Source organism: Ruegeria sp. S84 (assembly GCF_056583445.1).
The window spans coordinates 307,686-331,633 of the sequence record NZ_CM152618.1 but is presented as its reverse complement, the minus strand read 5'-3'; the positions used below and the strand labels follow the sequence as shown (position 1 = coordinate 331,633).

Annotated in this window: 27 protein-coding genes and 1 pseudogene; 17 read left to right on the top strand and 11 right to left on the bottom strand. The window is 52.0% G+C overall.

Features of this window, described 5'->3' with window-relative positions; all coding sequences use genetic code 11:
* Window positions 1–12 precede the first annotated feature (12 nt).
* Window positions 13–297 (bottom strand): sll1863 family stress response protein, encoded by a 285-nt coding sequence (locus tag AC1DFB_RS01730; protein WP_170416163.1) that lies wholly within the window; start codon window positions 295–297, stop codon window positions 13–15.
* A 50-nt stretch (window positions 298–347) separates the two neighbouring features.
* Window positions 348–848 carry a Dps family protein gene (locus AC1DFB_RS01725; RefSeq protein ID WP_480921996.1) on the bottom strand — a complete coding sequence of 167 codons (501 nt, stop codon included), beginning with the start codon at window positions 846–848 and terminating at the stop codon, window positions 348–350.
* Between the two features lie 211 nt (window positions 849–1,059).
* On the opposite strand from AC1DFB_RS01725, the gene AC1DFB_RS01720 reads away from it, so the two are divergent.
* Window positions 1,060–1,278 (top strand): hypothetical protein, encoded by a 219-nt coding sequence (locus AC1DFB_RS01720; protein ID WP_152456637.1) that lies wholly within the window; start codon window positions 1,060–1,062, stop codon window positions 1,276–1,278.
* Between the two features lie 251 nt (window positions 1,279–1,529).
* Complete coding sequence (locus tag AC1DFB_RS01715; protein WP_480921995.1) at window positions 1,530–2,474, top strand: aldo/keto reductase; 945 nt, start codon at window positions 1,530–1,532, stop codon at window positions 2,472–2,474.
* Between the two features lie 550 nt (window positions 2,475–3,024).
* On the opposite strand, the gene AC1DFB_RS01710 is transcribed toward AC1DFB_RS01715, so the two are convergent.
* Window positions 3,025–3,258 carry a hypothetical protein gene (locus tag AC1DFB_RS01710; RefSeq protein WP_010442296.1) on the bottom strand — a complete coding sequence of 78 codons (234 nt, stop codon included), beginning with the start codon at window positions 3,256–3,258 and terminating at the stop codon, window positions 3,025–3,027.
* A 135-nt stretch (window positions 3,259–3,393) separates the two neighbouring features.
* Here AC1DFB_RS01710 and AC1DFB_RS01705 point away from each other — a divergent pair, with 135 nt between their 5' ends.
* From AC1DFB_RS01705 to AC1DFB_RS01655, 11 genes and pseudogenes are all read left to right on the top strand, one after another.
* Complete coding sequence (locus tag AC1DFB_RS01705) at window positions 3,394–4,146, top strand: Crp/Fnr family transcriptional regulator (RefSeq protein WP_170596903.1); 753 nt, start codon at window positions 3,394–3,396, stop codon at window positions 4,144–4,146.
* A gap of 445 nt (window positions 4,147–4,591) precedes the next feature.
* Window positions 4,592–4,900, top strand: a complete 309-nt coding sequence (locus AC1DFB_RS01700) for a hypothetical protein (protein ID WP_170336653.1) — start codon at window positions 4,592–4,594, stop codon at window positions 4,898–4,900.
* A 3-nt stretch (window positions 4,901–4,903) separates the two neighbouring features.
* Window positions 4,904–5,257: a hypothetical protein gene (locus AC1DFB_RS01695; protein ID WP_170329075.1), complete on the top strand. Its 354-nt coding sequence runs from the start codon at window positions 4,904–4,906 to the stop codon at window positions 5,255–5,257.
* Window positions 5,247–6,101 carry a hypothetical protein gene (locus AC1DFB_RS01690; protein WP_170596902.1) on the top strand — a complete coding sequence of 285 codons (855 nt, stop codon included), beginning with the start codon at window positions 5,247–5,249 and terminating at the stop codon, window positions 6,099–6,101. The genes AC1DFB_RS01695 and AC1DFB_RS01690 overlap by 11 nt, the downstream gene beginning before the upstream one ends.
* A 201-nt stretch (window positions 6,102–6,302) precedes the next feature.
* On the top strand, window positions 6,303–7,394 hold the full coding sequence (locus AC1DFB_RS01685) for an N-acetyltransferase DgcN family protein (protein WP_480921994.1): 1,092 nt from the start codon (window positions 6,303–6,305) through the stop codon (window positions 7,392–7,394).
* Window positions 7,391–8,512, top strand: a complete 1,122-nt coding sequence (locus tag AC1DFB_RS01680; RefSeq protein ID WP_480921993.1) for an alanine/ornithine racemase family PLP-dependent enzyme — start codon at window positions 7,391–7,393, stop codon at window positions 8,510–8,512. Before AC1DFB_RS01685 ends, AC1DFB_RS01680 begins: the two co-directional genes overlap by 4 nt.
* Before the next feature lie 164 nt (window positions 8,513–8,676).
* Window positions 8,677–8,811, top strand: coding sequence for a hypothetical protein (locus AC1DFB_RS01675; RefSeq protein WP_256367863.1), 135 nt, complete (start codon window positions 8,677–8,679; stop codon window positions 8,809–8,811).
* A 79-nt stretch (window positions 8,812–8,890) separates the two neighbouring features.
* Window positions 8,891–9,463, top strand: coding sequence for a hypothetical protein (locus tag AC1DFB_RS01670; protein WP_480921992.1), 573 nt, complete (start codon window positions 8,891–8,893; stop codon window positions 9,461–9,463).
* A gap of 570 nt (window positions 9,464–10,033) precedes the next feature.
* Window positions 10,034–10,666, top strand: a pseudogene (locus tag AC1DFB_RS01665) (tyrosine-type recombinase/integrase).
* 1,640 nt (window positions 10,667–12,306) lie between these two features.
* Window positions 12,307–12,996: a hypothetical protein gene (locus AC1DFB_RS01660; RefSeq protein WP_480921991.1), complete on the top strand. Its 690-nt coding sequence runs from the start codon at window positions 12,307–12,309 to the stop codon at window positions 12,994–12,996.
* A 74-nt stretch (window positions 12,997–13,070) separates the two neighbouring features.
* Window positions 13,071–13,319 (top strand): ParB N-terminal domain-containing protein, encoded by a 249-nt coding sequence (locus AC1DFB_RS01655; RefSeq protein ID WP_480921990.1) that lies wholly within the window; start codon window positions 13,071–13,073, stop codon window positions 13,317–13,319.
* On the opposite strand, the gene AC1DFB_RS01650 is transcribed toward AC1DFB_RS01655, so the two are convergent.
* The 3 genes from AC1DFB_RS01650 to AC1DFB_RS01640 form a co-directional block, all read right to left on the bottom strand.
* Window positions 13,311–14,324, bottom strand: a complete 1,014-nt coding sequence (locus AC1DFB_RS01650) for a fatty acid desaturase (protein WP_480921989.1) — start codon at window positions 14,322–14,324, stop codon at window positions 13,311–13,313. The genes AC1DFB_RS01655 and AC1DFB_RS01650 overlap by 9 nt on opposite strands.
* Window positions 14,325–14,396: 72 nt before the next feature.
* On the bottom strand, window positions 14,397–14,603 hold the full coding sequence (locus tag AC1DFB_RS01645) for a cold-shock protein (protein ID WP_170430361.1): 207 nt from the start codon (window positions 14,601–14,603) through the stop codon (window positions 14,397–14,399).
* A gap of 503 nt (window positions 14,604–15,106) precedes the next feature.
* On the bottom strand, window positions 15,107–15,496 hold the full coding sequence (locus AC1DFB_RS01640) for a MerR family transcriptional regulator (RefSeq protein ID WP_170637988.1): 390 nt from the start codon (window positions 15,494–15,496) through the stop codon (window positions 15,107–15,109).
* A gap of 98 nt (window positions 15,497–15,594) precedes the next feature.
* Here AC1DFB_RS01640 and AC1DFB_RS01635 point away from each other — a divergent pair, with 98 nt between their 5' ends.
* Both AC1DFB_RS01635 and AC1DFB_RS01630 read left to right on the top strand, forming a co-directional pair.
* Window positions 15,595–15,918 carry a hypothetical protein gene (locus tag AC1DFB_RS01635; protein WP_170447553.1) on the top strand — a complete coding sequence of 108 codons (324 nt, stop codon included), beginning with the start codon at window positions 15,595–15,597 and terminating at the stop codon, window positions 15,916–15,918.
* A gap of 4 nt (window positions 15,919–15,922) precedes the next feature.
* On the top strand, window positions 15,923–16,141 hold the full coding sequence (locus AC1DFB_RS01630) for a GDCCVxC domain-containing (seleno)protein (protein ID WP_237217120.1): 219 nt from the start codon (window positions 15,923–15,925) through the stop codon (window positions 16,139–16,141).
* Window positions 16,142–16,467: 326 nt separating this feature from the next.
* Here AC1DFB_RS01630 and AC1DFB_RS01625 read toward each other — a convergent pair whose 3' ends face one another.
* From AC1DFB_RS01625 to AC1DFB_RS01615, 3 genes are read right to left on the bottom strand one after another with little or no spacing between them, the layout of a single operon-like run.
* Window positions 16,468–16,818, bottom strand: coding sequence for an antibiotic biosynthesis monooxygenase family protein (locus AC1DFB_RS01625; protein WP_170417151.1), 351 nt, complete (start codon window positions 16,816–16,818; stop codon window positions 16,468–16,470).
* Window positions 16,819–16,830: 12 nt separating this feature from the next.
* Window positions 16,831–17,601: a nuclear transport factor 2 family protein gene (locus AC1DFB_RS01620; protein ID WP_170417149.1), complete on the bottom strand. Its 771-nt coding sequence runs from the start codon at window positions 17,599–17,601 to the stop codon at window positions 16,831–16,833.
* A gap of 35 nt (window positions 17,602–17,636) precedes the next feature.
* Window positions 17,637–18,431: a VOC family protein gene (locus tag AC1DFB_RS01615; RefSeq protein WP_170417147.1), complete on the bottom strand. Its 795-nt coding sequence runs from the start codon at window positions 18,429–18,431 to the stop codon at window positions 17,637–17,639.
* Window positions 18,432–18,535: 104 nt separating this feature from the next.
* On the opposite strand from AC1DFB_RS01615, the gene AC1DFB_RS01610 reads away from it, so the two are divergent.
* Window positions 18,536–19,417, top strand: coding sequence for a LysR family transcriptional regulator (locus AC1DFB_RS01610; protein ID WP_170417145.1), 882 nt, complete (start codon window positions 18,536–18,538; stop codon window positions 19,415–19,417).
* A 459-nt stretch (window positions 19,418–19,876) separates the two neighbouring features.
* Here AC1DFB_RS01610 and AC1DFB_RS01605 read toward each other — a convergent pair whose 3' ends face one another.
* Both AC1DFB_RS01605 and AC1DFB_RS01600 read right to left on the bottom strand, forming a co-directional pair.
* A complete protein-coding gene (locus AC1DFB_RS01605; protein ID WP_170804574.1) occupies window positions 19,877–20,398 on the bottom strand; it encodes a hypothetical protein in 522 nt (173 codons plus the stop codon).
* A gap of 913 nt (window positions 20,399–21,311) precedes the next feature.
* The gene (locus AC1DFB_RS01600; protein WP_170570598.1) at window positions 21,312–22,334 is read right to left on the bottom strand and encodes a helix-turn-helix domain-containing protein; all 1,023 of its coding nucleotides are present in this window, start codon (window positions 22,332–22,334) and stop codon (window positions 21,312–21,314) included.
* A gap of 96 nt (window positions 22,335–22,430) precedes the next feature.
* Here AC1DFB_RS01600 and AC1DFB_RS01595 point away from each other — a divergent pair, with 96 nt between their 5' ends.
* A complete protein-coding gene (locus AC1DFB_RS01595; RefSeq protein WP_216601803.1) occupies window positions 22,431–23,942 on the top strand; it encodes a DUF1214 domain-containing protein in 1,512 nt (503 codons plus the stop codon).
* Window positions 23,943–23,948: the final 6 nt, after the last annotated feature.

Below are 23,948 nucleotides of genomic sequence, written 5' to 3'. Positions count from 1 at the left end.
ACAAACACAGCTCTACGAGAACCGGTCGGCCGCTTTTTTCAAAGCACTCTGCATATCGCTCCATGCAGCTTCGTAGCCCTTTTTGACATCTTCCCAGGCCTCGTCGCTAGTCGACTTCAAATCATTCAGTTGAGCCTCTGCGTCAGATCTTGCCTTGTAGAGCTTGCTGAGCTGCTCCTCGAGCTCGAGTTTGGCGTCCGCTTCGGCCACCTTCAGCTTGGCTTCGAGAACATCAATCTGGGCATTCCAACTATCCAGTTGCAGCTGTGCCTTTTTCTCGTACCCAACACGTGTCATCGTTTTTCCTTTCTTCGCAAACCTTCGTTCAAATCGAGGGGAGCCGTCAATTAGGCCGCAACAATTGCCTTGAGCATCCAGACCGCTTCTTCATGCTTCGCCATCCTGGCATTCATCAGATCCTCTGTAGCTCCATCGCCATAACGGGCAGCGGTCGCGGCAGTCTCACGCAGGTTCCGAGCAATCGCTTCGTTGTCTGCGACCAATTGTTTGATCATGCCCTCTGCATCTTTAACCGTCTCTTCTTCGGTCAGCTTGGCTTGGCTAACCATGTCCGTGAACGAGATCGGTGCCACCTGACCCAACGCACGCACACGCTCGGCCAATTCATCCGCAGCTTCGAACAGGTCGCGATACTGACGCTCTGTCAGTTCATGGATCGGCAGGAATAGCGGGCCCACGACGTTCCAATGTGTGCCTTGTGTTTTCACCACCAGGACCATGGTATCGGCCAGTACTTCCGTCACCGCGTTGGCGATCCAGGCGTTCTTGTCGATGCCTGTGTCGTTGGTTTCTTCCTGAACTTCAGACTTTAAGACTTGCTGTATCATTTTCACTCCGTTTCGTTGCTTGCGGAGTAAAACCTAAGAGCGGCTCATAAAATTTCAAATAAAATCATATACTTAACATAGGTATCCGACACATCATGGGGCGCTTCATGATCCTGGGTATCCGGCACAACATGCCAAGATTGATGTAGACACACAGGCCCATTGCCATACATGCTTGGAGTAACTGACGTAAGCTACTGAGGTCATGCCAGTGTCTGATCAAAATCGACCACCAAAGCGCACGGAAAAACTACAACTGATGCTCGACCTCGAAGAGCTTAAAGCCATCGATGATTGGCGGTTCGAGAACAGATTGCCTTCCAGAGCGGCCGCCATTCGAGAACTCATCCGTCGCGGTCTGATTTCCAATGAGTTTGAAGAACCACCTACTGATGCGCCTTCCGGTGAGTTTCGTGTTGTGGATGAGTGACAAGAACATCCATAGAGCATTCGAGTGAAGCCCCGCGACGTTTCGCAGTGCCGCGCTCAGTTGGCTGTTAAGCAGCATTCAGTGAATGTCTGCATTGTGGACACTTCTACCATTCGCGAAAAGCCTGGCGAATTTGCGGCTTGAACAATTGCGTTTAGGCTAGAGGGTAACTCCAGCGACAAGTCTGACTTGTTTTCAATAAATTACTCGCGCAACATCTGTGAATGTCCGGAACCAATTGGGAGGTTGGCATGGCGGAGCTACGCGAAATTGGTAAGACAGGGATACGGGTTCCTCGCGTCGGGTTTGGATCGACAGGGTTGGGAAGTATCCCGGAAATCTACGGGTATGAGGTTGATGAAGACCGCGCGATTGATACAATTCGGGCAATTCTTTCGCAGCCAAATGCGTTCCTGGAGACATCCCGTTGCTATGCCATGGGGCGAAGTGAAGAGCGCATAGAAAAAGTCATTCATGAGCTTGGTGGGTGGCCGGACGGGCGGGTGCTTTCCACCAAAATCGACCGGGATATGGAAACCGGTGCTTTTGATGCTTCTCAGGCACGTAGATCATTCGAGGAAAGTCTTGCGGCCCTTAGCGTCGACAGCGTTGATATACTCCACGTCCATGATATCGAATACGCAAATGACCTATCAGAGGTCAAAGGACCAGGTGGCGCGATTGAAGAGTTGTTCCGTATCAAGGAGCAAGGCCTGGCCAAGGCGGTCGGAATCGCGGCGGGACGTATCGACTTGATGATGCCAATTTTGGAGAGTTGGGATTTTGACGTGGTCCTGACACACAACAGGCATACGCTGGTAAACGACAACGCGGCACCTCTGATAGAACTCGCGAAATCACGAGGCGTTTCGATATTGAACGCAGCACCTTATTCCGGAGGTGCACTTGCCCGAGGAAGCGCGATCCATCGCTTTTATGTCTATCGACCGGCAGATGATGAAGTACTTGCGCCAATCCGTGCTGTTGAAGAGGTATGCGGACACTACGATGTCCCGGTCGGGGCGGTCGCGTTGCAACACTCTTTGAAAAATGACGACATCATTTCGACCGTTTGCGGAGTGACATGGCCTCAGCATGTTCAACAGGCGATGGAATGGGCAGCGTGGTCCATCCCTGAAGGCGTTTGGGAGGAACTCGCTGAGCTCGAAAAAACTTCGAGCGACCCAGAAGCTTAGTATCGATTTTCTGTTGGGATACTGTTCTGCCAATTGACGGATTTTGGGCTCTGTCCGGCCATTCGCCGCGCGTTGCAACAACGGCCGCAATGCGGACAAACCGGACTTGTGCGATTGCGGCAATTGCTGACGCAGCATTGATTTGCTGTAGCAGCACATTCATCGCTGCGTTGCAGCTGTTGTCGCCAGACCGGTCATTCAAAGCTATGATGATGCGATACTATCAAACTGTAGTTTCGCTGCACATAGGATCAGCAACTTAGACGCCGAACAAAGCCAACGTTTGCGTTGTCGCAGGCAGTGCAGCAGGACAGGCCATGCGGGCCTTCAGCCAGTAAGCAAATTCTCGTTGTGGCTCATGCAGGTGGCGGGGAAGAGGGAGTAATTCGCGGTCGTGGAATTTTTCATTAAGTTGAGATATTGCAGAGATTGGATCTTTGGTTCTTGCTTCGTGTTTGAATTGATCGGGAACGAAGCACCAATAGTGCTTCTATTTGTTGTTATGCTTTTTTGACGAGCGTAATCTTGTTTTTCTGACAGGAAATTAACGTTACTGCCGAACGCGATAGCCGGAAGCAATGATCTTGTTTATCAGAACAGCGGCGGCCTGGTGCATGTCCTTTTCATCGTTATTGCCGACCGCTGTTTCGTGGACAGCAGCTGCGTCATGCAGAACTCCCACAATTTCATGTTCGGGCAGAAGCTCACGATCTTTAATTGCAAGCAAAAGCGCTTCACAAATTGAGAGTGCGGCCATTCCTGAATGGTCTTGCCGGTCAGCCATGGTAGACGTCCTTTTCTAACAGGCGTCCAAGCATGGAAGCGCCACGATGAATTGCACCATACTGGCATAGATTGCTGTATACTTAACTGATCGAAAGCAGTCTTGGCGTCGGATAGTTTCGCGGGCTGCTCATCGATGAAGGAAGAACACTTGCGCACTATCAAAAATAGTCCACTCACCCGAAAGCTTTCAAACTTCGTCGCTCTGACTGAGGTTGAACTTGCGGTATTGGCACGCCTGCACAAGCGTCGCAGAACCTTTGAAGCCGGACGTGACCTTGTGCATCAAGGGCAATCAGAGCAGGCGGCCTACATTCTGGCCTCGGGCTGGGTTTGTTCCTACAAAACCCAGACTGACGGGTCGCGTCAGATCGTCGATTTCCAAATACCGGGTGACTTTCTGGGCTTGCGAAGCGTTCTATTGCACACCTCGGATCACAGCATAGAACCAATCATGGAAATCCAAGCCATTGAAGTAGTAGTGGATGATCTCCTGGAAGCATTTGCGCAAACGCCCCGGCTGGCGACAGCAATCCTTTGGGCGGTCTCTAGAGATGAAGCGATGGTGGTTGAGCACCTGGTCAACATAGGACGGCGAGATGCGGGTGAGCGCATGGCGCATTTTCTTTTGGAACTTGGTGTGAGGCTGACTCAGGTCGGGATGGCAACCAAGATGGGATATACCTGCCCACTGACACAATACCATCTTGCCGATACGCTGGGACTGAGTGCCGTGCATGTTAATCGTGTCCTACGGCAACTGCGGGAAAAGGGGCTGGTTACTTTTCAATCCGGGCAAGTGGTATTTGATGATTATGACGGACTGGTGACGTTGGCCGGTTTTGACCCCACTTATCTGGATCAGGCCGGGCCACTGTTGAAGCAATAAGTTCACCCCTACAGCGATGCCGGGATTTTGATGATCGTTGCCTGTTAGAGACGGAATTCGCTTCGGCAGATTTGGGATTTCACTGAAAAAGAAGCGCAAGATAAATACAGTCCGATTGCGGTACTGGATTTCCTGCGCTTCTCAATTACTCGTTAAGAACACGCCAGCAAATATCCCGCCAACACACATCACGTTGCCGGAATCCAAACATCGTTGCACTGACGCAGGTTAGTCAATTTTTTACAGTACCTGATCCTCGGGCACCAAATGCATTTGAAATTCCAATAAAATCTCAGGTCATTGGCCGCAGACTAACATCGATCAGCGCGCGTCTGCCATTCGCACATTATTCTAAATTACAACGCCAGTACTACCGCAGCGCTTACGAGCGTGTACCGCGGCAGACTGCGCGGGGAAGATCCAACAAACTATATGGAGGACCAAGGTGAGCACGAGATCGTCCAGTTCTTTGGTGACGTTTTCAAATCCGTTCTCTTTGTCCGGCTACCCGGATGAACTTCCTGCAGGCGAGTATGAAGTAGTTGTTGAAGAAGAACTACTACAGGGCCTGAGTTTCGAAGCATATCGCAGAACCGGAACCTACCTGACAGTTCAGGGCAAAGGCAGCAAGCCAGGCCGCACGGAAATGCGCCCAATTGACCCAGAAGATTTTGAACTGGCGCTTAAGCACGACCAGACCTTGGCCACATCTAACAATGACAGCGATGCGGCGCTTTCCCCGCAGGAGGAATAGATTATGAACACGCCCGAATGGCTTAAACCCGGAATCTACGGTGCTCTGATCGGCGGGGTTTTCGTAGGCGTCGTTGGATTTTCATGGGGTGGATGGATGACCGGCGGTAGCGCGGACAAGATGGCCAACGCCATGTCCCGCGATAATGTAATCGCTGCGTTGGTTCCGGTCTGCGTCGACATGGCGAGAACTGACGCCCAACGCGCCGAAAAAATAACGACGATCAAAGAGGCTTCTTCTTTCAAGCAGAAGGATGCCGTCATGGCGGCTGGCTGGGCAACGGTGCCGGGATCCCAAACTCCTAACAAAGACCTGGCGCAGGCCTGTATCGAGGGGCTGAACCTGGATGGATCGTAACTCAATCACTCAACATTCGGACAACGCCGTTTGCATCAGGGCAAATCGAAAAAATCAGTACCGGTTTTGCGCTCACTTAATGGCTGCGTTGTTTGTTGGCGTCTTCAGCAGTTTGGCGGGCTCCTTTATCTCATCAAGTCCCGCATCGGCCGAAACAAATTCGATCCCGGATAACGCGCATCCCAAAAAGTATGGCGACGGTTGGGAATGCGATTTGTCCTATCGGTTGAAAGGCGAAGAATGCGTGGCCATTGTCGTGCCGGGAAATGCCTACCCCACAAACAGAACCTATGGCTCAGGGTGGGCATGTATGCATGGCTTTGTTGAAGTTGGCGGCACCTCATGCACTGAAGTGATTGTGCCTGAGGGTGGATATCTCGATCCATCAGGTGAGAGGTGGCGGTGCCTGCGTGGATACACAAGAGTAGACGATAGCTGCCAGAAAATCGTGGTGCCGGATAATGCTTACCTGACGAATAGCACTTATGGATCTGCATGGCGTTGCAACCGTGGCTACGAAAAAGACGGAGAAGCATGCGTGGCAGTAGCGGTGCCGGAAAACGCTTTTCTGAACGCATCAACCAGCGGGCGTCCCTGGACGTGCGAGCGTGGGTATTTTGAGCGCGACGGACGGTGCGATGCCGTGTTTGTGCCTGAAAATGCTTTCTACGATGACGCGATCCATGGAGTTGGATGGAAATGCGAACGTGGTTACGAGGCGTCCGGTGATCGCTGCAATGCAATCGAGCTACCGGCAAATGCCCATATCGACCGATCCGGTAATAGGTGGGAATGCCACAGAAACTATCATCAGTCAGAAGGTCAGTGTGTTCTGAACAATTGAGGTTTCAGGCAGAGAGCCCATTTTTCCAAACTTCACAATTTGTGCCCGTTCTTACCAAGGACGGCGCGTTTCACACTCCCAAAAGGAACAGATATGAAACCCCTACCCATTGCGTCGGATGACAGGAAGTTAATTGCCAGCAATGCGCAAAAGCTGCCGCCTGAACAAGCAGTTTTTCCAGAGCTTCACCGCAAGACACTTGTGACAGATACACCGACTGCAATTGTGTATTGCGAAGGAAACTTCGCAAAGATCGATGGCAAGACGGCTAATGGTCTCGTTCGACATTCACAGGCCTATCGCGTTCTTTCGGTGATCGACAGCACGTATGGCGGTTGTGACAGTGGCAAAGTGCTTGATAATGTCGCAAATCAGGTTCCCATCTTCGATGATCTTGATGCCGCCGTCGCTAATGAAGCTACTATCCCCGACACGTTTATTTACGGAATGGCGCCGGCCAGCGGCAGAATGTCCCTTGAAGATCGCGAAGCTGTTGTGGATGCGATAACGCTCGGAATGAACATCGTCAGTGGGCTGCATGAATTTCTTTGCGATGACAAAGAGCTCGCCGGATTTGCCAAAATTCACGATGTCACGATACGCGACATTCGCAAGCCGCGGCCTAATCGCGACCTGCGCCTGTTAGATGGCAGTGTTGGAGACGTCCAGGCGATCCGCATCGCGGTGTTCGGCACCGATTGTGCAATTGGAAAGCGTACAACCGCGACAATCCTGACAAGTGCCCTTAACGCGCATGGGATCAAAACAGTTTTGGTCGGTACCGGCCAGACAGGATTGATGCAGGGCGCCAAGTATGGTGTCGCGATGGATTCGGTGCCGCCGCAATTTTGCTGTGGCGAGCTTGAGCGCGCTGTTGTTGCAGCATCTGAAGATGAACACCCGGATGTCATAGTGATCGAGGGCCAGGGCGCGCTAAGCCATCCGGCCTTTTGCACATCAGCCTTCATTCTGCGAGGCAGTCAGCCACATGCAGTTATTCTTCAACACGCGCCCAAACGAAAACGTCGATGTGATTTCCCCAACATGACAATGCCCGACCCTTGCGATGAAATCACCCTGATCGAGGCTTTTGCGAACACAGAGGTAATTGGCATGACGATCAACCATGAAGGAATGAATGATATTGAGATTTCAAAGGCCATCACAGACTATAACCGCAAATTGTATCTCCCGGTCACTGACGCATTGAACCGTCCTCCAAAAAACTTGGTGAATATGGTTCTATCTGCCTTTCCGCGCTTGCAACCCGTACCTGCTACGACGATTGAATGAGCAAGCTGCGTATTGACGTTGATCTGGACAAAATTCGGTACAACACACGGTTCCTGGTCGACCACCTTAGACCCCGCGGAATTACGGTGACAGGTGTGACAAAAGCCGTTTGCGGTCATCCTGAGATTGCGAATGCTATGCTTGAAGGTGGCGCGACAGGGCTGGCGGACGCGCGGATCAGCAATATCATACGTATGCGCGACGCTGGGATCTCGTGCTCCATATCCTTGATCCGAACGCCCATGCTGAGCCAGGTCGCGCAAGTTGTTGATAACTGCAATGTCAGCTTCAACACAGAGATGGACATTATCGCCAGCCTGGCCATCGAGGCGCTGGGGAAGAACATTACTCACAATATTATCCTGATGGTGGAAATGGGGGATATGCGGGATGGCATCTTGCCTGAACACCTTGAAAGCACTGTGTCTCAAATTCTTAGAATGGAAGGGATTTCTCTGAAGGGGATTGGCGCAAATTTTGCCTGTCTGGGTCATGTGGCACCCTCTGCAGGAGCAATGGAATTGCTTTCGTCGCTTTCCGCCGACACCAAACTTGCAAGTGGACCCGCTCTGGAAACAGTGTCAGGCGGCGGCTCCGCCAGTTTGCCATGGGCGCTTGGCAAGGGGGCGACCGGAAAGATCAACAACCTGCGTCTGGGTGAGGCCATCCTGCTGGGTACCGATCCCGTTTCGGGATACGCGATCGACGGGCTTTACACAGATGTTTTTACGCTTTGGGCGGAAGTGATCGAAACGAAGACCAAGTCAAATCCAAATCCCTTGCAAATGAATTATCCTATACCTTCAATGCAGTGTGTGACTTTAGACAGTCCTTCGAATACCCGGTCGATCCTTGCGATCGGACTCCAGGACACTGATGCGGCGGGTCTAATATTCCCTGCTGGCGTCACGTTCGTCGGAGCCACCAGTGATCATATCGTTGTAGAAAACACCAATTGGCTGCTTCGCCCTGGTGGCGAGGTGAAGCTGAGAATGAAGTATAGCGCGCTCTCGCGCGGCATGGCTGCACCCGATGTAGCAAAAGTCTTCCATGGTGATAGCGCTTTGGTTGACTGCAACGCAGCGAACACTGATCGCCCATACTCGAATCGAAAATAGCGCGCCAAGCTGCCGCCGCCTCGGTTCTGCTTCAGCCATCCGTCTTATTCTACGGCTTTACGTAGTAAATGAGGCACCCAATCCCTATATTGGACGTAGCCGCATTCACTTTTCACACCCTATCTGGGCTCGTGGGTGTTGCGGACAATCAAAGGATCAAAATGATGTCTTTCAAAGACCTGACGACCAGAGCGGCTGCCGCACTGAAGGAAAACGATGCGGACGCGCCGAAAAAAGAAGTTACGTCTGAAGCGCCTGACGTCGTCCCCGAAAAACCAAAGCCTAAACCTCAAAACTAATAATACCCTGCCGGGAGTGGGTGGCTTGTTCTTGTCTGCATCTCCGAGCGAGCGGTATCAGCAAAAGAGAATTAACCAAATGAACCAGATAATCAGCAAGACAATCGCAGTCTTTTCCAGGCCGTTTACTTTCCCTGACTTTGACGAATTACTCCCGGCGGGCGAATACGACATAGAAACTGAGCTTTCCGCACCACCAGATTATTCGGATCCAGAAGCCTGGAAAGCATCAGTGCTAATCTGTCTGCATCCACGGAAATCTCACCCCGGTCTGGCGCGTACCTTGACCGTTTCTCTTACTGATTTGGAGAGAGCCCGCGCAAAGGATAAATTGTCTTCAAAGCAGTTGTCGCAGTTCTTGCTCGACCAACTTTTGGCCGATCCCATGGTGCAATTGATTATGGAAGCGGATGGCGTTTCAGAGACTCAACTTCGGCACCTCTACTCCGAGTCGCTCATCTCTGAGGCAGACGACAGATCATCAGATCAACGAGCCCGACCGCGAGGATGCGGAAACGGTTCTCGGTATACTTTCGCTGTCCAAGCTGCTGAGAACGAAGGAATGCCGGTTCGTCCTATTAAATCCCCTCGGATTACAGGCCGTCCCATTGGACCGACTGAAATGGGCAGCTCCTTCAATCTCAAGGCTTAGGGCTCGGAACTTTCTTTTCCAGTCGCTGTATAAACCAAAACAGAAATCGAGGCTAAGAACTGATGGAAGACCCCGACAACGAAGCAGATACGATCATGGCTCGCGCCCACAATGACGTGCCGCAAGAACGCCCATGTCTTCGTTGCAGAACTCCATTCTGGAGCGAAGGGTTTGGAGAGCGGATTTGTCGACGCTGCAACGGGTTGAACGCGTGGCGAAATGGCGTATCGGTAAGCCCCGGGCTAGCTCGGCGTAGCTGATAACCTGACGACGGTCTTACCAGCTTTTCTGATCAAATCTCATTTTATCTTATTGGTGCTGACCCAGCCCGCTGACCCGGGCCTTTTAACATGGAACCCGATCGGAAATCGATGCTGAAGACGAAGCGCATGCGCGGTTTGGATTCGAACCGTTTTTCTGTGTAGCGATACGGGCTCAAGCCGCCGAATGCACACGCTGAGACCATGCCAGTATTCAAAATCGGCCAGCAGGCATTCACGCCGCTTGTACTATACGGTGGTCAGCGCGGTGCTGTTGCTTGGGTGCGGAGGGTGGATCGGAGTGCAAAATATGCAAAGAGTCCAACTACCTGCAGTCACCCCAAAACCCAGAGCTTGGAACACGGGGCGGATCATCGGTCAGAAACGACCGCTACTCCCAAAACAGGTCTGGGCGATCCGTGCACGGCTCGAACTTGATGGAAATCTGCGTGATCTCACAATGTTCAACGTCGCGATCGATAGCAAGCTGCGCGGTTGCGATCTGGTCAAACTCGCTGTGACCGATCTTGTCAAAGACGATCGCGTCCGTGAGCGTGTTTCGGTGATCTAGAGCAAAACCAAGCGATCTGTTCAATTCGAACTGACGGAAAACACGCGAGAAACTGTATTGGTATGGGTAAAATCACCGGAAATGTTTGCTAGCCGGTTCATGTTTCCAAGCCGATTCCATGATCGACCACACATCTCGACGCGCCAGTATGGCAGGCTGGTTCGAGACTGGGTGACCGCAATCGGATTGGAACCGAGCGGATATGGCACGCATTCGCTTCGCCGAACCAAAGTAGCTGAGATCTACCGCAAGACAGGAAATCTCCGCGCGGTCCAACTTCTGCTTGGGCACACAAAGGTCGATAGCACCGTGCGATACCTGGGCGTTGAATTGGAAGACGCGCTAAGCATTGCAGAGCGCATAGACATCTGAAACAGTTTGGCGAGCGGCGCTGTCGGTCGCCAATCCATAGTGGTTCTGGTTCTTTTACGCAGGAGTGGGACGTAGCGTGCCCTGAGCGGAAGTGTCAAAATCTTGTTGCGTACGCTCGCAGCACAGTTTTCTCGGCTCAGGCGCAATTTACAGGGTGCGGGACCGAGCGGCCATTTGATCACGCCGCGAGCACTTGTGCAGAAGCGGCGCGAAAATCGCTGCGTTGCAGCCAATGTCATCAGGCCAGTCATTCCTAGTTACGGGGAAGCCTTGATCACATACTCCTCTTTCGCCGCACTCAGGCCAGACAATTTCTTTCGGTAGTTCACCAAGGATCTTGGTCACCGGCAGTTTCAAAAACTACCTGCCCTGGCGGTACTTGCATTGCGACAAGGGAAACTTCCTTGACTCTATTCTGGCTAAGGACCACAAGAGTGTATTGGTAAAAAATTACTCGCCGCCGCGATGCTGCCGGTTACGATAATCCAATGGCCTTCAGACTAATTGTAGCATGTGCCCCAGCATAGGAACGGGTTCCGCTGGGGTCTTCGCTATGAGCTCGTTCCTCGCAAGCATTTGCAACTGTCACCTGACGTGCTCCAGTCATCGCGTGACCCATGAAAGAAGGCGCCGTATGAACAACACATGGCTCTTGAATTGCGTGCTTGATGCCCGATAGATCAGGTCTCAGGCTCCGTTTCAATCAGTCGTTTATCGTGTTTACGCGCTGCATTCTTTGTTTGATCCCGACACTTTTGGTGTTGCTCACAGGAACGAAGCTTCCTGCACAAGTCGCCAGCAATGCCGACGGATCTGTTTGTGACGAAGGTTTCGATAACAAGAACGGATCCTGTCAAAGAACGGACGTACCAGAAAACGCATATTTGACCGGCAGTGCCTTTGGTCCAGTTTGGGAATGCAACCATGGATTCCAGCGTGTTGGAGATCTTTGTGAGGAAATAGCAGTTCCCAATAACGCATATCTTGCATCGACCGGAGATCGATGGGAGTGCAATCGGCTGTTCCAGCGTGTCGGAGAAAAATGCGAAGAATTGATTGCGCCTCAAAACGGGTACGTCGAAACCCGGTTTGGTGCGCAGGAAATACACTGTGACTGGGGGTTTCGCAAGGAAGGTCAGGATTGTGTTGCGATTAGTGTCCCAAGCAACGGTCGTCTGAGCGACAAAAGAAGCTCAGACGGATGGGTATGTCTCAGAGGTAATAGGGCAGCGGATAGCGGCTGTGAGCCTGTGGCAGTTCCGCAGCATGCGTACCTTGCACCTGAAACCTATTCCGGATGGAAATGTGAACGTGGTTTTCGCGCAAACCGGGACAGGTGCGTTGCGATCCTTGTCCCTTCAAACGCGCATTTGAATCGAAGAGGTGATGGTTGGGAATGTAATCGGCCGTTCATGAGACAGAACGACAAGTGCACCGAAAATGTGCCGCGACAATAAGTTGGTGGAAATCAATATCGCCCGACATATCCGGAAGGACCAAGCCGTGAACCATAACTCGATTGACGAAAACTTGGGTAAAAGCCTCAAGGCTGAAAAGGCGCGTCGCCGGTCCTACGGGATTAAAATATCTGTGGCGTCGGCGGTGCTTGTTGCGGCCATAATTGTGGCGGTGTTTCTCTGATGCGTAAAAATGCCCCTCAAGTAACCCTTCCCGGTTCAAAGATGTCAGCTCGTGGTCTGGAACAAAGAGCATTTCAGGACCGCAGTGTTCGTAAAGCGCGGAACGCAGACGTGGCAGGAGTGATTGAAGAAGAATTTGGAAAGTACTTGATTAAGGCCGGCATTCTGAGCGGCAATAGTGTTGCACGGGCATTTCCCAAGCCACCGGCTAAAACGCAGGCAATGATTGCCGATGCAGTTGGCGAAACACCGGCATTGGCCATTGAGGCCTTAAAAGAAATTCTCGAAGAACGAGACAGAAAACGCAGCGGTCAACGCCGTTTGGAAGGAAACTCCGGCACCCTAGTTCCCAGTGAAAGAGAATATGCCGAGGCATTGCGCCAGATCAGGCTCACCCCCGCGCAGGTCACATTGCTCAAAGCACTTACAATCGCAGGCAAGGACGGTCTGACCATTGGTCACTTGTCTCAGGCGGCCGGTTACAAATCGCGCGAGGCCTCAATCAAGGTCTTTAAGAAAATCGGTCTATTGATTGCGGAGTATCTAGAGCTCGAACTTCCCGAAGGCGGATCGGTACAGAATGATGGCGCCGCTCAGGTTTTGGCATTTTCTCACATCGAAAGTGAAGATGAGCCAGCAACCTGGATTATGCATCAGGAACTGCGCGACGCTGTTCGTTCGGTTCTATGACGTACGTTCCAGCCCCAGCTCTTGTAGCGAACTTCGAACCGGAACAAATGCACGAAAGGTTGCTCACGTAGCTTATGTTGGAGAAAAGACCATATCCGCTCGACCTGATCTATGTACCTGTGAAACGGGCGAAAACGCTTGATCAACAAAAAGTTCTGACGCTGGCCAAAGATATCCTGAAGAACGGCCAGAAGACCCCGATCCAGATACGCGCGGACAACAAGAGGTTCGTGCTGATTGAAGGCCTTCACCGACTAGAGGCCATTCGCGCCCTCGGCGGTGATACTGTCGAAGCCTTTTTGGTGCGCGCCAGATTACACTAAACTCTTGTTGGGATTGGCGTTCGACAAAGCCTGAGAAAACGTCAGCAGGCGCTGACATTCTTCATCCCAAAGATGCAATCGTGCGCAATGAAGGCTCTCATATAGAGTAATACGCTGGCAATTTTCCAACTCGGAATGGTCACGCAATACCTCGTTTAGCCGATAAAACGGTATGCGGCTGGCAAGGTGGTGAACATGGTGCACACCGATATTGGCAGAGAACCACCGCAGGATGCCTGGCAGGGCATAGTGAGAACTTCCATAGAATGCGGCGTTCTGAAGATTCCACACTTCTTCCCGCTCCCAAGTCGTGTGTTCAAACTGGTGTTGAATATAGAATAGCCAAATACCAATCGATGCGGCGACGATCATGGTTGGAAGGAATACAAAAACCAGTACATCCAGGCCTCCGGTCCAAAAAATCAGAGCCAGGACCACTGCAATCGCGGCGTTTGTTCCCATAGCACTTGCCCAATTCAGCCAGCCTGACCGCATGAAACCAAAGGGCAAGCGATTTTGAAAAAAGAACGTGTAGACCGGTACTATACAGAACAGGAAGAAGGGGTTCCGGATTAACCTGTAAGCGGCACGCCCGAACCAATTCCGTTTCAGGTATTCCTCAATGGTCAATGTAGGAATGTCACCCATACCACGCCGATCAAGGTTACCGGTTGAGGCATGGTGAATCGCATGGCTTTGCCGCCAGACGTCATAGGGTGTCAGGGCGAGAACACCCAGAACCCGGCCGGTCCAATTGCAAACGGTGCGGCTTCTAAAGAAAGATCCGTGACCACAATCATGCATGATGATGAAGATACGCACCAGAAATGCGGCGTTCAGGATGGCCAATAGAACAGTGACCCAGATACTAAGGGATAGCGCAAACCACGCTGCGCCCCATAGCGCGAAAAAGGGGATGACAGTGATTGTCAGTTCAATAACGCTACGCTTCGTATCGGGCACACGGTATTGCGCGAGCGCCCGGGTCAATTCCTGCTGTTGCAACTGACTTGTTCTCCAAGGGCTTTTAGCAGCCCATTGTGCAAACGGGCACCCCATAAGGGTGCCCGTAAAAGGTCAGGCCAGTGCCAGATTGGCGGCGCTGTCGCGCCCGTCACGGCCAGCTTCGACGTCAAAAGTGACCTTCTGGCCGTCCTTCAATTCGCTGATGCCGGAACGCTCAAGTGCTGAGATGTGCACGAACACATCGCGCTTGCCATCTTCAGGTTCGATAAAGCCAAAACCTTTGGTCGAGTTGAACCATTTTACTGTGCCATTTGCCATGGTGGAAGTCTCCTAATACTTGCCGCCCGCATTATTGCGGCGACTCGGCGTGGTCGGTCTGAATCGAAAGACTGAACGCCGAGTTTGGGAGACAGCAGGTCGAAAAAGAAAAACGTAAGCCCTGTGTATATGGACTTCGAGTACACACGATACAAGCCTTGATACAACGGAAAGCAACAGAAGATCTAAGTCTGCCCAGCCCAATTTGGGACAAAGATAAGCAGAACCATTGCTCTGTGGTTCGGAAATCAGAGGTCGGCTTCCGATAAAACCTGCCGAATGCGTATGCAGCAAATTGATTGCTCAGGCACGACAGGTAGGGCTCACTGTCCGAAATCGCCGCGTGCTTCAAGAACACCGCGGCAAGGCACAAATGTTCATTGAGTGATTGAAACATTGCTAAATCAACGAGTTGACCTCTCTAACGAACGGTAGATTCTGCGCGGCCCGAATCTTGGGTCATGCTGCGTTGGCATAGGGCGACTGCGAGCCTCAAAGTGCCATTAGTAGGTCCGTATCTGCGCAAGCATCGGGCAAGAAACGTTCCCGATGTTACAGTTGGCCGTAAGTTCATTCAGGGCGGCCTCCAATCGCTTAAGTTCGATTATCTTCATACGCACATTGGAGATATGAAGCTCGGCCAGTTCCTTAACGGATTGGCAATCCTCGCTATCACCTTCGGATAGGTTGAGAAGCACCTTTGCATCGGCAAGCGAAAAACCCATGTCTCGGCACTTCCTTAGAAAACGAAGCCGTCCAACATCGTGCGCGGAGTACATGCGTCGATTATTCGATGCCCTTTCTGGTTTCGGCACGATCCCTTCGCGTTCGTAGTAGCGGATAGTATCAATTCCGACACCGCTTTGCCGGGATGCCTCCCCAATCGCAAACATGTGAGATTTCCTGTCTTGATCCTGTAGTGGCTACAGAAGTTAAACGAGAGGTTGTTGTCTCTACAACTCCGCGCGACGTAGTCCATCAGGGAAACAGAATGCAGAAGTACCTTAGCCTCAGCTATTTGGGATCGCTATCAGCGCTTGGCGTCGCGACTTGCTGCGTTTTGCCCATGACGATGATGTTACTGGGGCTGGGTGGCAGTTGGTTGGCAATCTTTGGGAAGGTTGCCGCAGCGAGTTACTATGTGCTGACGATGTCAACGGCGCTCGTCGTGATATCATGGATGGTATCTTATCGGCGCGGTTCCTTGCCGACGTTGAAATGGTGGCTTGCAGGAACGACTCTAATCACCGGCGTGGGTTGGGTCGTTGTGTTTAACGAGGCATGGATTAACGATTACCTGATCATGCAGATGTGAGACTATGACAAAACAAACTGTAGTCCTAGAAAGCACCCTGATTTGCCCGAAGTGCGGCCACAGTGAAACCGAGCAAATGCCAACGGATGCTTGCCAGTGGTTCTATGAATGCAAGTCGTGCAAAACAGTTTTGAAGCCGTTGGAAGGCGACTGTTGTGTTTACTGTTCATATGCCACGGTCCCGTGTCCACCAATTCAGCTAGGCGATAGCTGTTGCGGATGAAGTGAAGGACGGTTTTGTTGAGCGAACTGTGAGCCGCCGCCGCGAGCATCGCTGCTATTTGCATGAATGACAGTTTTTTTGCTGCTTGGCCGCACAAGGTATTCGGCAGTTGCAGTGTCGTTACTGCTGCAAGCGCATGCAGCAATAAAATCCAGGGTACAGGTTGGGCTCGTAGCGGTCATTCGCTGTACTCGGCATGAGCATCCGCTTTGCGGACAGAGTTGCCGTCCGCCTGGATAGCCCGATTGTCCGGTGATGAATGCTGATGATCAAAATGCAACAAAGCACCCATGTTTCCATGGGCGCTTTGGTTAGTATGAAGGCTCTTACCGTGCCAGTTGGTAGCGCTTCATCGACATAGAAGATGCATCGATCATGCTCATAAACTTCTCAGCAGCCGGAGCAGAGGCAAAGCTGTCCATGGATGCTTGCGCTGCCTCCGCGCTTTCCCAATTGACGACAACCGCCCATTTGTCGTCTGCGAAGGCGGCTTGCCGGGAGATGAAGCCAGGCTGTTTACTGACGTACTCGTCCTCAATGGCCTTGTCGACCGGTTCGAACGCTTGAGCTGAAACACCCTCGGCAAGGTCCATTGTCACAATCTCGATTACACCAGCATCTTGAGCCATAGCCGCGCCTCCCAGCGTCATCATTAAGGTGATCAGGAACGCTTTCATATTGGCACCCGATCAAAACTTGCCGTTGTCATGAGCCATTTCCGCAGGGATATCGGCGATCACGTCCCAATGCTCAACGATCTTGCCGTCTTCGACGCGGAACAGATCATAGAACGCTGTTGGTTTGTCAGCGAACGTTCCCTCAGAGGCGGTGAAGACAAAGTTACCCTCGGCCACAACAATGTGGACATCCGTGTAGATCATCTGGATGCCTTGCTCGGCCATGCCAGCAAGAGCAGCACCTAAACCGTCCAGACCGTCAGCAATGTTGCTGTTGTGCTGGATGTAGGTCTCCGTGGACAGGAATTCGGTGATCCGGTCAACGTCGCCATCTTTCAGGATGGTGTTCACAAAGTCTGTGACCAGCGCTTTGTTCTCAGCGGTCTTGTCCAGATCTGTGATCTCAGTTGAACCATCGGTCTGAGTATGCCCCGAAGGATTTGGCGGTGTAATTTGGGTCAGGTTGTCCCAGTGCTCTGCAACCTTTCCGTCCTCGACGCGGAAAACATCGAACCCCACCAGAGTGTCAGCACCGAACGCCTGAGCGTTGTTGTAGGTCGTATGCAGGACAACCATGTTGCCTTCCGCGATCACCCGGTGGATATCCACCTCGATCCCGCTTTCTTTCAGACCAGGAATGAAGCCAAGGATCGGCGCAGCCCCCGTGGGGACGGCTGGGTTGTGCTGGATATAGTCCTTTGCCAGAAGCTGTTCGGCGGCAGTTGCGTCGAAGTTGACAAAAATGGCGGCTACGGCCTCCATTACGAGTTCTTTAGGTGTCATTGTTGTAGTCCTCTCTTGGTTTGATTTGACGACATTCACGCGGCGCAAGCCTGCACTGAGGTGATCGTGAATTCTGTGCCCCAGGGATCGACCTTCTGGCCGGGCGTGAGACTTGCGGGGTCAGCCAACAGCTCAACACTCGCGAGACCTGTGGTTTCGACAGAGCGCGGGCCTGCCCCCTTTGATTGCCAAGCATTCGCGGCAAGATGGTGATGGTAGCCACCGGACCCGAACCAGCGGGCTGAGGGCAGCTCAAATGTCTGAACCATACTCAGCTCGTCAGTAACGAACTTGGCTGCCTTGCTGACATCACCGACACGTAAATGAACGTGTCCGATGACTGTGCCTTGCGGTGCGCCTTGCCACTGTGTGGCATCCTCCGTTAGTGATTTCAGGTCGAGCGGGTGCGTTGTCATGTGGATGGTATCGCCTTGGCGTTTCCACGCTTCGCGAGGCAGATCACGATAGATTTCGATGCCGTTTCCTTCGGGATCGTTCAGATACAGCGCCTCGCTGACACCGTGGTGGGATGCGCCATCCAGGCGAACACCGCGCTCATCCGCGTAGATCAGCCATGCGCCGAGGTCTTGTTTGGACGGCAACAGAAATGCGGTGTGAAACAGCCCCGCCTCTTTGGGAAAGGGTTTGGCATTGCGGTCCTGGCGCAGCTCGATCAGCGTGCCGGCCTCGGTGCCGAGGCGGGCGCTTTCACCGTTGCGTTCGACTAGGCCAAGGCCGATCACGTCTTCATAAAAGGTTGCGGTCTTATCCAGATCGCGCACCGTCAGGGCGACCTGACCTATTGAGATGGGGGCGTCTGACGTTGCCATGTTCTTTTCTCCTGCGATTCAGCTTGAGAGGAACTTAGCGATGGTCTTTTCTCCATGAAATGGCGATAAGAGCGAGTGTGTATCGCACAAATGGAGACAATGCTATGGACCGGATCGACGGGATGCAGAGCTTCGTGGCTGTTGTGGAATCCGGTTCTTTTGCCGCCGCCGGACAACGGCTTGGCATTTCAAACAAGCTGGTCAGCAAACGTGTGGCCCAGCTCGAAAACATGGTTGGGCTGAATCTTCTCCATCGCACCACCAGGTCTATGTCGTTGACCCACGAGGGGGAGCGATATCTGGAAGGAGCGCGACGGGTGCTGGCTGAATTGGAGCAGTTGGAGACTGAGTTTGACGCTTCAGAGGGCTTGAAGGGCATCGTTCGTGTGGCGGCGCCCCTTACCTATGGCGACACGGCGGTGGCTAAAGCAGCAAGCCGTTTCGTAGAGCAACACCCGGACGTCACAGTCGAATTGGACTTGTCGGATCATTATGCTGATCTGGCCAAGGGCGGTTTCGATATCGCAATACGGATCGGCGCGCTCAGCGACTCCAGTTTGGTCGTTCGCAAGCTCGGTGAAACGCATATGAAAGTCGTCGCGACTCCTTGCTACCTTGAAGAACATGGCACACCTTCACATCCTGCGGAACTCTCGGACCACATTTGCATTCGAGATGCGAACAACCCCGATCCAAACCGCTGGCCATTCCAGATCGAAGGGCAAACCGTGCAGGTGCCTGTCTCTGGCCCATTTCTGGCAAACAGTCCTCCCGCCTGCCTCGTACCGACGCGTGCCGGGAGCGGCATCTTCATATGCCCAGATGTGTTTTTGGGGGACGACCTTGAAACCGGACGTCTTGTGCAACTCTTTCCGGAGTTCCATTCCCGCACTTTGCCGATCCAAAGCGTGCAGTTACCTTCGGCCTTTCGAAAGCCGCGTGTAAGGGCCTTTGTGGAGTTTATGCGTGAAGAGATTCGGGCGTAGGTCGGCTCGAAAGTGGCCATTCGTGCAGTGTGCAGCATTTGGTAGGTATGGGCTCAAGTCAGTCATCTGAGTCGTTAAGTCAGATGACGGCTTAGGAACGGATAGCGGTCATTGTTGGTGGTCATTCCGAGAAATTTCGCCTGAACGTCTGCATTGAACGGCGCTGGACGTTCTTTGAAATCTGCTGAACGGCAGAGTTTCGGTCAAAGCAGACACGGGAAATAACAGACCGCGTTGCCTTGTTTGAATATCGCACTCGATCTGGCCACTCACTCGGATAAACCAAAATTCGTTGCTTTCTAGACAACGCCCGCACCAGTTTCGGCGGGCTAACCAAAACCTTGATGCTTGAGGCGAAGAGACAAAAAATGACGAATAAATGACCCCGCAAACTGCGGGGCCACAAAGGGTTTGACGAAAAGGCGACTCAACTTTTTTGAGGTTGAGCGACGGCCTAAGTTAGCTGGCAAGTGCAAGGTTGCATTTACGCCCTTCTTCCATAGCCTTCTTTGTACCGGTTAGGTCCACAATGAAATTTGCGGACTTCTTTGGAAATGCGATCAAAGTCTGTCCTTCGGCCACGGCAGTCGCCATATTCGCGTCCTTTACAACGATATAGCCACCAGAGTAGTCATCCGCTAGCTTCTTGCTTTTTATGCCTTTTGCGCGACCTTCATACACGAAGTCGTCAATTGCTATTTCTATTTTTTGACGGTTTTTGATGTCTATGTCAGCTTGCGTGAATACTCCCAAGTAACCGTGTTTTTGGTTTTTGGTTAGACCCATTTGCATGACGTTCCCGCTCTCGAAGACTTTTTCTATCAGGCATGTACCAGAGTCGTTGTCAGCATAAACCGTCCAGCCTTCAACCTCACTGTAAATCTCGAAGTTGTCGCTACTTGCCGGAACCGGGTCTTTGGCAGCGGCAACAGTTGCATATGCGGAGATTGCCGCGGCGGCAAAAATGGCAGCATATTTCATGTATTCCTCCCAATTAGATGATGCGTCGCGAAGCTACCTACGACGCAACAAAAGCAAATATTTCGATGTGAATTCATTTCAACGAGTGAAAGCGTCGTTTGCAAACAACTGCTCGAAAAGCACTGCGGAACGTCGGTGAACACCTATAGCCTGAACAACTCGCAAGCTCTTCTTTCAAAATACAAATCTTTTGTGGGAGTTTTGATCCAAACTCATGATGGCTTCGTACCTATCATACCCCTAACTGATACCCACGGTCGTCTCCCATCCCATGAACGACCGTGGGTTTTTTCGCCAGTTCCATTGGTTCGTGTCTGGAAATGACTAGGGGCTGCACCCAAAACAGAACTACAAAAGCTCGTCGCTGCATTTACAGAAGTATTTTCCATCTCGTGGATGCTTTTTGAGTAATTGTTTGGAATAGCTCCAAAAAAGTATCAACCAACATAAGCAACCAAACAATTCTAAGAAGGTGCTCGGTTAACTCGCGACCAAAGCTCTCCATCTCGAGGGGTGTGCGCATTGCATGCTCCGACTTTTAAGCAGTTGGATCTATCAAATATCCAAATTGGATACATAAATAGAGCAAGCATCGAAATATCAGAATGTTTCCCGTAGTGAGTGCGGGCGTCATTTGATTACCTAGCACTTTCCTACAGCCCCGCGTTGATCCTATCCCAGGGTAATCGACGCGGGGCAACAGATAGAATCACCTCTACAAGCAAATAGTCTGCAACTTTGTCATTGTTCCAGTTCACTTTGTTTCTTGATCCTAAAAGAAAACGTATAAAGTGATCGAACTAGGTTAGCTTCCCGCCCTACTCGGGTTGGACGCGGTTACTCGTCGCATCCAACCTGAACTTAAATTTGTGAGCAATGCAGACGCCAACGGCTTGCTTTTGCAGACGACCATTCAAGTATGACCGGAATTCCTTTGGCGATAGTCAGAGGGTGCCAATCCCGTTACCTTCTTAAATGCGCGGCTGAAATTATTTGCGGTTTCGTATCCTAGCATGGAGGAGATACTGGAGACTGTCTCGCGCGTATCTGTAAGGAGTTCCTCGGCCCTTGCTACCCTGATATCGTTGACGATTTCGCGAAAACGAACCCCTTCGCTTGCTAACTTCCGTTGTAGTGTGCGAACGCCAAGATCGAGCGAACGCGCGGTGGCATCAATCGACATTTCCTCCCGATGAAGTTGTTGCCAAACCACCTCCTCGACTTGTCCTCTAAGTGTTTGAGGTGGGCCGCCCAATCGTTCGCGTGAAATATCTCCGACAGTTGTCGAGCCTCCGCTAAGTTTTTTGGGCGCGGCTTCGGAGCTCAAAGCCGAAGCTTCAAACTCAACCCCAAGGCGGGTGGCGTTCCAGATTACAGGACAAGCGTAAGTGTCTTCTGCCTCGACAAACCCAGGAACTTTCGGGAAGTCCAAGAGCACGGCCGATGGCTTCCAATCGTTTCCTAAATACGCGCGGAATATGCTCAGAAAAACCCCAACGGCCGAGAAACCGATGTCCGGATACGCGAAATGCGAGCGAAGTCCAAAACGATAACAGTAGCGCGCGCTAGTGCCCGAAGTTTCAAGCCACGCGCGATCCGTGGACGAATGAAATGGCATGACGGCAGAAGCTCGTATTAGCGCTGCCCCCAGCGTTGGAGCAGAAAGAACGTAACTCCCCCAGGCGCCGTAGTCAGCGACAGTGAGATACGGTGACCACAACAATCCGATGTTTTGTTGTCCCGTGGATCGTGCGGCTTCGTGCACAAAGGTCGCCAAGGCATGCTCCGAGATGTAACCGCCTCTTTCCTCAATGAAGTGAACAGGAAGATCGGCAGAGTCAAAAGCACGCAACAAGCGTCTTTCCCCAGCGGCCTCAAGCACAAACTGGGGCATCGCGCCCAAGGCCTTGGCCGAAATCATCGGTGGTAGGTTCAATCCGTCAACCCGCTTGTTCGCCCGCGTGTCGTGAAATGATACGCATCGGCTGAACGGATGTGCAAGCTTTCCCTAAACAGCAGGGAGCATTGCAATATGAAAATACTTCGGCCATTACACGGCGGTTTTTCGATGCATTTTTTGGGAATGGTGCTCGGCGCAGGTATTTCTGCTTCACCAGTTTTCTCCCAGTCCTTCAACGACACGGGCGACATCCTTGCACGATCAGCCGAGGTCGAGGACATCGAGTACAAGATTATGGTGCAGCGTGCCACCCAGACGGCCATTTGGGGAATGCCTGCCGCCGGTATGATCGATTTCCTCAAGGGCATTCGCCGCGACCTCGGTGGCGACTACAATGACATCATTTATCTCAACAAGCCGTTCGACTCCAAACATGGGTTTCTTACGGCCAACGATGTTACGGCCTATGCTTGGGCTTCAATGACCTCCGAACCCGGTCCCCTTGTCATTGAAGTGCCCGCTGCCACCGACAAGGTGAACTACTTCGGTACAATCGTGAATGCTTGGGATGTTCCTATTGTGGACGTAGGTCCCGATGGTTTCGATGAAGGTGTCGGCGGCAAGTACCTCATGCTACCCCCAGGCTACGAAGGGGAAATGTCGCTGGAGGAATTAACTGAAGCGGGATACCTTCCCTTTGAAACAGATACCTACGAATATGGTTTTTCGTTCCGGCCAAAACTGACGAATGGCGGAACGGACGCCGATGCGGCCGAGTACGCTCAGACGATCAAAGTGTACTACCTGTCCGAGGCCGACAATCCGCCACCCAACAACTATCTCGAAGCGTCAGAAGTGCCGTACGACTCGCTTCCATACTACAACGAGACATTCTTTCAGGACCTGAACGATTACGTTCAAAACAACCCGATCCGTCCACAAGACAAGGTTATGGTGAATTTTCTGAAAGATCTCGGGATCGAGAAGGGAAAGCCTTTCGAACCAAGTGAACTTCAAATGCAGGCAATGAACGAGGGATTGTTGCTCGCGTACGCCTCGATGCAGAACTACTTTGTGACGCCCGGGAAAGCCATGATCCCACTTTGGGTCGACGATAGCGGCGAGATGAGGAGCCAGTGGTTGATTTGGGATTTCGCGGATGGTCAACCCGAGGCTGGTTTCCCCTATGAGACTGAGACCGAAGTCCTTGTGGATGCGCGTGCGGGCGGCAGTTATTTCTGGATTACATACCTGCCGAAACAACTGGGCGGAGGTACATTTTATCTGACAGGCCTGCGCGACAGCGACGGGGAAATGTACGATCACAATCAGACCTATAAACTGAACGTCCCAGCGGATACACCTGCCGACGATTTCTGGTCCGTGATTGTTTATTCGATGGAGACCAAGAGCTTCATTCGGAACGTTGATCCTGTCGGTTTGTCCGAGCGCGACACTGATGCGATGCAGGCTAATGAAGACGGTTCTTACGACATCTTTTTTGGACCAGAAGCACCGGAAGGCATGGAAAGCAACTGGATACCAACCACAGAGCCGTACTTCCTTTTGTTTCGTCTATATGGGCCGCAAGAAGGATGGCTGGAGAGTGGCTGGATGCTGGGCGATCTAGAAAAAGTAAACTGATCAAAA

Coding starts and splice junctions, on each gene's coding strand:
- AC1DFB_RS01625 (WP_170417151.1), bottom strand. CDS start 16,818: ATGAAAGCGTTCCTGATCACCTTAATGATGACGCTGGGAGGCGCGGCT.
- AC1DFB_RS01675 (WP_256367863.1), top strand. CDS start 8,677: ATGTCTTTCAAAGACCTGACGACCAGAGCGGCTGCCGCACTGAAGGAA.
- AC1DFB_RS01680 (WP_480921993.1), top strand. CDS start 7,391: ATGAGCAAGCTGCGTATTGACGTTGATCTGGACAAAATTCGGTACAAC.
- AC1DFB_RS01620 (WP_170417149.1), bottom strand. CDS start 17,601: ATGACACCTAAAGAACTCGTAATGGAGGCCGTAGCCGCCATTTTTGTC.
- AC1DFB_RS01615 (WP_170417147.1), bottom strand. CDS start 18,431: ATGGCAACGTCAGACGCCCCCATCTCAATAGGTCAGGTCGCCCTGACG.
- AC1DFB_RS01630 (WP_237217120.1), top strand. CDS start 15,923: ATGACAAAACAAACTGTAGTCCTAGAAAGCACCCTGATTTGCCCGAAG.
- AC1DFB_RS01605 (WP_170804574.1), bottom strand. CDS start 20,398: ATGAAATATGCTGCCATTTTTGCCGCCGCGGCAATCTCCGCATATGCA.
- AC1DFB_RS01705 (WP_170596903.1), top strand. CDS start 3,394: ATGAAGGAAGAACACTTGCGCACTATCAAAAATAGTCCACTCACCCGA.
- AC1DFB_RS01645 (WP_170430361.1), bottom strand. CDS start 14,603: ATGGCAAATGGCACAGTAAAATGGTTCAACTCGACCAAAGGTTTTGGC.
- AC1DFB_RS01595 (WP_216601803.1), top strand. CDS start 22,431: ATGAAAATACTTCGGCCATTACACGGCGGTTTTTCGATGCATTTTTTG.
- AC1DFB_RS01670 (WP_480921992.1), top strand. CDS start 8,891: ATGAACCAGATAATCAGCAAGACAATCGCAGTCTTTTCCAGGCCGTTT.
- AC1DFB_RS01710 (WP_010442296.1), bottom strand. CDS start 3,258: ATGGCTGACCGGCAAGACCATTCAGGAATGGCCGCACTCTCAATTTGT.
- AC1DFB_RS01725 (WP_480921996.1), bottom strand. CDS start 848: ATGATACAGCAAGTCTTAAAGTCTGAAGTTCAGGAAGAAACCAACGAC.
- AC1DFB_RS01695 (WP_170329075.1), top strand. CDS start 4,904: ATGAACACGCCCGAATGGCTTAAACCCGGAATCTACGGTGCTCTGATC.
- AC1DFB_RS01635 (WP_170447553.1), top strand. CDS start 15,595: ATGCAGAAGTACCTTAGCCTCAGCTATTTGGGATCGCTATCAGCGCTT.
- AC1DFB_RS01640 (WP_170637988.1), bottom strand. CDS start 15,496: ATGTTTGCGATTGGGGAGGCATCCCGGCAAAGCGGTGTCGGAATTGAT.
- AC1DFB_RS01655 (WP_480921990.1), top strand. CDS start 13,071: ATGTTGGAGAAAAGACCATATCCGCTCGACCTGATCTATGTACCTGTG.
- AC1DFB_RS01660 (WP_480921991.1), top strand. CDS start 12,307: ATGCGTAAAAATGCCCCTCAAGTAACCCTTCCCGGTTCAAAGATGTCA.
- AC1DFB_RS01690 (WP_170596902.1), top strand. CDS start 5,247: ATGGATCGTAACTCAATCACTCAACATTCGGACAACGCCGTTTGCATC.
- AC1DFB_RS01730 (WP_170416163.1), bottom strand. CDS start 297: ATGACACGTGTTGGGTACGAGAAAAAGGCACAGCTGCAACTGGATAGT.
- AC1DFB_RS01715 (WP_480921995.1), top strand. CDS start 1,530: ATGGCGGAGCTACGCGAAATTGGTAAGACAGGGATACGGGTTCCTCGC.
- AC1DFB_RS01610 (WP_170417145.1), top strand. CDS start 18,536: ATGGACCGGATCGACGGGATGCAGAGCTTCGTGGCTGTTGTGGAATCC.